This window comes from Halorussus amylolyticus, from assembly GCF_004143485.2.
Lineage (GTDB): Archaea > Halobacteriota > Halobacteria > Halobacteriales > Haladaptataceae > Halorussus > Halorussus amylolyticus.
This window is the reverse complement of record NZ_ML974131.1, coordinates 496,486-501,090: the sequence shown is the minus strand read 5'-3', so window position 1 is coordinate 501,090 and position 4,605 is coordinate 496,486. Positions and strand designations below refer to the sequence as shown.

The following is a 4,605-nucleotide window of genomic DNA, read 5'->3' as shown; positions in this document are numbered from 1 at the left end:
CCCCCCCGCGGGGCGGGGGGGGGCCCCGGGGGGGGGCGGCCCTTTCCCCCCCCCCCCCGCCTGTTCGCTTAGGTGTCTGGAAACCGAACGAGCCGTATGGGGATTCAGGGGTCGGTACTCTCGGGAAATCGAAGCAACGCCGTCGTCGCGTGGGCACTGCTCGGCGTGCTGGCGCTCACGGTGGGCGAGAATTTGCTCGACGCCGACCTGCTCTGGGCCGGTCTCACGGTCGCCGCCGGGGTGCTGGTGGCGCTCCCGGCAGCGCTCGCGCGCGACCCGGAGGTGTTGCCGCCGTGGGAGGTGGTGGCGGTGGTCGCGCTCCCCGTGGTGGTCCGGTCGGTCGCATCGGGGCGAATCGTTCAGTCGGCGACGTACCTCTCGGTGGCCGCGCTCGCGCTGTTGGTCGCGGTCGAACTCGACGCGTTCACGTCGGTCGAGATGACCGCGGGGTTCGCAGTCGGCTTCGTCGTCGTGACCACGATGGCGACCGCGGGGACGTGGGCGGTGGTCCAGTGGTATGCCGACCAGCTTCTCGGGACCGACTTTCTCACCACGCCCGACGCGCTGATGTGGGACCTCGTGTTCGCGTCGGCGACCGGCATCGTCGCGGGCGGCGTCTTCGAACTCTACTTCCACGGCGAGCAGTTCCGATTCGAGTGGGGTGAGCGACTGTGAGTTTCGTCGAGACGCTCGGACTCGGCGAGCGCCAACAGACGCGGGTCGTTCGCGCGCTCCAGGTCGTCCTCGTCGGCATCGTGGCTTACGCCGCGTACCGGGGCGAGGTCGGTCTCGTCATCAACGCCGGAATCCCGCTCGGCGTCACCTTTCTCCCGGCGCTGTTGGAGCGCGACACCCACATCTCGATGGCTCCCGGACTCGTGCTGTGGATAACCGCGGCGGTGTTCCTCCACGCGGTCGGCGCACTCGGGGTCTACCAGTCGGTCCCGATGTACGACCAGGTCGCTCACGCGCTGTCGTCGTCGGTGGTCGCGGGCGTCGGCTACGCGACCGTCCGGGCGTTCGACCGTCACTCCGAGGCGGTGACGTTCCCCTCGGCGTTCGTCTTCGTGTTCGTCCTGCTGTTCGTGATGGCGTTCGGCGTCCTCTGGGAGATTATCGAGTTCGGGACGGGACTCGCGTCGGGGGTACTGGGCGGCGAGGCGGTGCTGGCCCAGTACGGCATGAGCGACATCATCTACGACCTCGTGTACAATCAGGTGGGTGCGGTCGTCGTGGCGGCGTGGGGCCACACCCGTCTCTCGGGCGTGACCCGGGACCTCTCGCGCGAGATGGGCGATTCGGACGACGCGGGGAGTTCGGAACGGTCCGGCGAGTGAGCCAATTCGGCCGCCAGAGGTACCACGCTCGGTGTCGGAGTCCCGGTATGCTCGAACTGTATCAGGCCGAGGACTGCCCGTACTCCGAGAAAGTCCGCCAGAAACTTCTCGACCTCGGGGTGTCGTACGTGATTCACAACCCTCGGACTCACGAGGGCGAGGTCCGAAACGAGCAGACCGACGAGCAACTCCGCCAACTCGGCGGCGAGGACCAGATTCCGTTTCTGGTGGACACCCGGCGCGAGGAGTCGATGTACGAGAGCGACGACATCGCGGCGTATCTGGACGAGTACTACGGGTGAACGGGACGAGTGGGTGAGACCGATTTCGGACGGCCTCTTTCGAGGTCGAATCTGCTACTCACTCCGGTCGTGTCAAAATATTCACCTCCTCGGCCGTTCAAATCATCGCCGGTAGCCGCATCCATCGACTTGAAGCCACTCCGAACCCATCCGTCTTCCATGAGCGAAGTCGCAGCCCTGACCCGAGACCTCGTCGCCGTTCCGAGCCACGAGGACGAGACCGAAGCCGGAGATTTCATCGAAGCGTGGCTCCGCGCGGAGACCGACGGCGACGTGACCCGCGATGACGTGGGCAACGTCATCGCGCGAAAGGGACCGAGCGCGAGCGACGCGCCGTCGCTCGCGCTCGTCGGCCACCACGACGTGGTGCCGCCAGCAGAACAGCAGACGACCGCCGACGGCGAGTACGTCGTCGAGGAGCGCGACGGCCGCCTCTACGGACGGGGCACCGCCGACATGAAGGGTGCGGTCGCGGCGTCGATGCTCGCGTTCCGCGACGCCGAACCCACGGGCGAACTCGTGTTCGCGAGCTTCGTCGGCGAGGAGACCGGCGGCGAGGGTGCGACCGGGGCCATCGAAGACGGCTTTGCGCCCGACTGCGCCATCGTCGCGGAAGGCTCGACCAACTACTCGAAGGAGGGCGTGACCGACGTGGTAATCGCTCACAGAGGTCGCCGGGGGAGCACCGTCACCGCGCGCGGGACGGCCGCCCACGCCAGCGAACCCGAGGCGGGCGAGAACGCGGTCTACCGGGCGTGCGACGCGGTGGACGTGATTCGAGGGCTGGAGTTCCCGGTGGTCGAGGTGCTCGGCAACGAGGTCCACGGGAGCATCGCGGTCACCGGAATCGACGGCGGAGAGACGTGGAACGTGATTCCCGAATCGTGCGAAATCGTCGTGGACGAGCGAACCGTCCCCGGCGAGTACGCCGACCTCGAACGAGTCGAGGACATCGAGGGCGTCGAGTGGACGGTGGACTCGGACCTCCCGCCGATGGAGTGCGACGACGCGGCGTTCGCCGACACGGTGCTGGCCGCGGCGAAAGACGCCCAGTCCGGGACGCCCGAACTGGTCACGAAGCCCCACGCGACCGACGCCGGGCGACTCGCCGAGGCGGGCACGACCTGCGTGGTCTGCGGCGCGTCCGAACCCGGCGAAGCCCACACCAAAGACGAGAGCGTCGGCATCGACGTGCTGGAACGGTGTTACGAGATTTACCGGGGGGCCGCCGAACGGCTCTGAATCTGCGTCGGCCGAACCGCTCTGAGGCGGCGTCTCGACTCTCCGGCGATAGTTCGAACCGAAATCCTGCCTTTGATAACCGATGACATCGAAAAATCACCTAATGGCAAGCGAAGCCGCCGCCGACGAGGCGTCCGAGACGTACGCCGAGTTCATCGAGACGGTAGAACGGCTGTCGAACGTGAGCCACGCCGGGATGGTGCTCGGGTGGGACCAGGAGGTCATGATGCCCGAGGGCGGCACGCCCGCCCGGTCGAAACAGCGGTCGGCGCTCTCGACGCTGAGCCACGAACTGCTCACGTCCGACGAGATGGCCGCGATGCTCGACGAACTCGAAACCGAAGACCTCTCGGACGAACGGGAGGCGGTCGTCCGCGAAATTCGGCGCAAGCACGACCGGGCCGCGCGCGTGCCCGAGGACCTCGTGGAGGAGATTTCGCAGGTCTCCTCGGAGGCGATGCCGGTTTGGCAGGAGGCGAAGGCCGAGGACGACTTCGAGTCGTTCGCGCCCACGCTCGAAACGCTGGTCGAACTCAAGCGCGAGTACGCCGAGCACATCGACCCCGACCGCGACCCCTACGAGGTGCTGTTCGAGGAGTACGAGCCGTATCTCGGCATCGAGACGGCCGAGAAGGTCCTCCAGCGACTTCGCGACGAACTCGTCCCGCTCGTCGAGGCGGTTCGCGAGTCGGACGCCGACCTCGCCACCGACACGTTCGACGGGGAGTTCGACACCGACACGCAGGAGGAACTCGCACGCGACGTGCTCGACACCTTGGGCTACGACTGGGACCACGGTCGCCTCGACACCGCGCCCCACCCGTTCTCGTCGGGCAATCAGTTCGACGCCCGCGTCACGACGCGATTCAATCCCGAGGAACCGCTGGGCGCGCTGATGGCGACCGTCCACGAGTTCGGCCACGCGACGTACACGCTCGGACTCCCGCGCGAGCAGTACGGCACGCCGCTCGGGCAGTCCCGGGACATGACCGTCCACGAGTCCCAGTCGCGACTCTGGGAGAACCACGTCGGGCGCTCCGGCGCGTTCTGGGAGCGATTCCTGCCGACGGTGAAAGAGCGGTTCCCCGACCAACTCTCGGACGCGTCGGTCGATGACGTGTACGAGGCCGCAAACGAGGTGTACGAGGACAACCTCATCCGGGTCGAGGCCGACGAACTCACCTACCACATGCACATCGTGGTCCGGTTCGAAATCGAGCGCGACCTGATTCGGGGCGACCTCGACGTGGCGGACGTGCCCGAACGCTGGAACGACAAGTACGAGGAGTATCTCGGAGTCAGGCCCGACACCGATTCGGAGGGCTGTCTGCAGGACATCCACTGGAGTCACGGCGACTTCGGTTACTTCCCGACCTACTCGCTCGGGAGCGTGCTCGCGGCCCAACTCTACGACGCCGCCGAGGACGAAATTCCCGACCTCGAAGCGAAGATTCGCGAGGGCGACTTCGAACCGCTCCACGAGTGGCTGACCGAGAACATCCACCGCCACGGCTGTCGGTACACCACGCCCGACCTGATTCGGGAGGCGACCGGCGAGGAGTACACCGCCGACTACTTCCTCGACTACGTGAAATCGAAGTACGGCGATCTGTACGAACTCGGCGACGACGAGTAGTCGGTCGCGATTTTCGCGGTCGAGTCTCGCGCCCCGGGGGGGGCGCGGCAGCCACCGGTGGTGGGGGGTGTAAGAGAGATAACACCGG

The 4,605-nt window shown here is 66.9% G+C and carries 5 protein-coding genes; all 5 read left to right on the top strand.

Annotated features, from left to right (window positions below; translation table 11 throughout):
- Nucleotides 1–96 precede the first annotated feature (96 nt).
- The 5 genes from EKH81_RS06455 (at nt 97) to EKH81_RS06435 (ending at nt 4,517) form a co-directional block, all read left to right on the top strand.
- Nucleotides 97–675, top strand: coding sequence for a hypothetical protein (locus EKH81_RS06455; RefSeq protein ID WP_132057314.1), 579 nt, complete (start codon nt 97–99; stop codon nt 673–675).
- Nucleotides 672–1,337, top strand: a complete 666-nt coding sequence (locus tag EKH81_RS06450; RefSeq protein WP_132057312.1) for a DUF2238 domain-containing protein — start codon at nt 672–674, stop codon at nt 1,335–1,337. Before EKH81_RS06455 ends, EKH81_RS06450 begins: the two co-directional genes overlap by 4 nt.
- Nucleotides 1,338–1,384: 47 nt before the next feature.
- Nucleotides 1,385–1,639 (top strand): glutathione S-transferase N-terminal domain-containing protein, encoded by a 255-nt coding sequence (locus EKH81_RS06445; RefSeq protein WP_132057310.1) that lies wholly within the window; start codon nt 1,385–1,387, stop codon nt 1,637–1,639.
- A gap of 159 nt (nt 1,640–1,798) precedes the next feature.
- The gene (locus EKH81_RS06440) at nt 1,799–2,881 is read left to right on the top strand and encodes a M20 family metallopeptidase (protein WP_132057308.1); all 1,083 of its coding nucleotides are present in this window, start codon (nt 1,799–1,801) and stop codon (nt 2,879–2,881) included.
- A gap of 103 nt (nt 2,882–2,984) precedes the next feature.
- A complete protein-coding gene (locus EKH81_RS06435) occupies nt 2,985–4,517 on the top strand; it encodes a carboxypeptidase M32 (protein WP_132057306.1) in 1,533 nt (510 codons plus the stop codon).
- Nucleotides 4,518–4,605 lie beyond the last annotated feature (88 nt).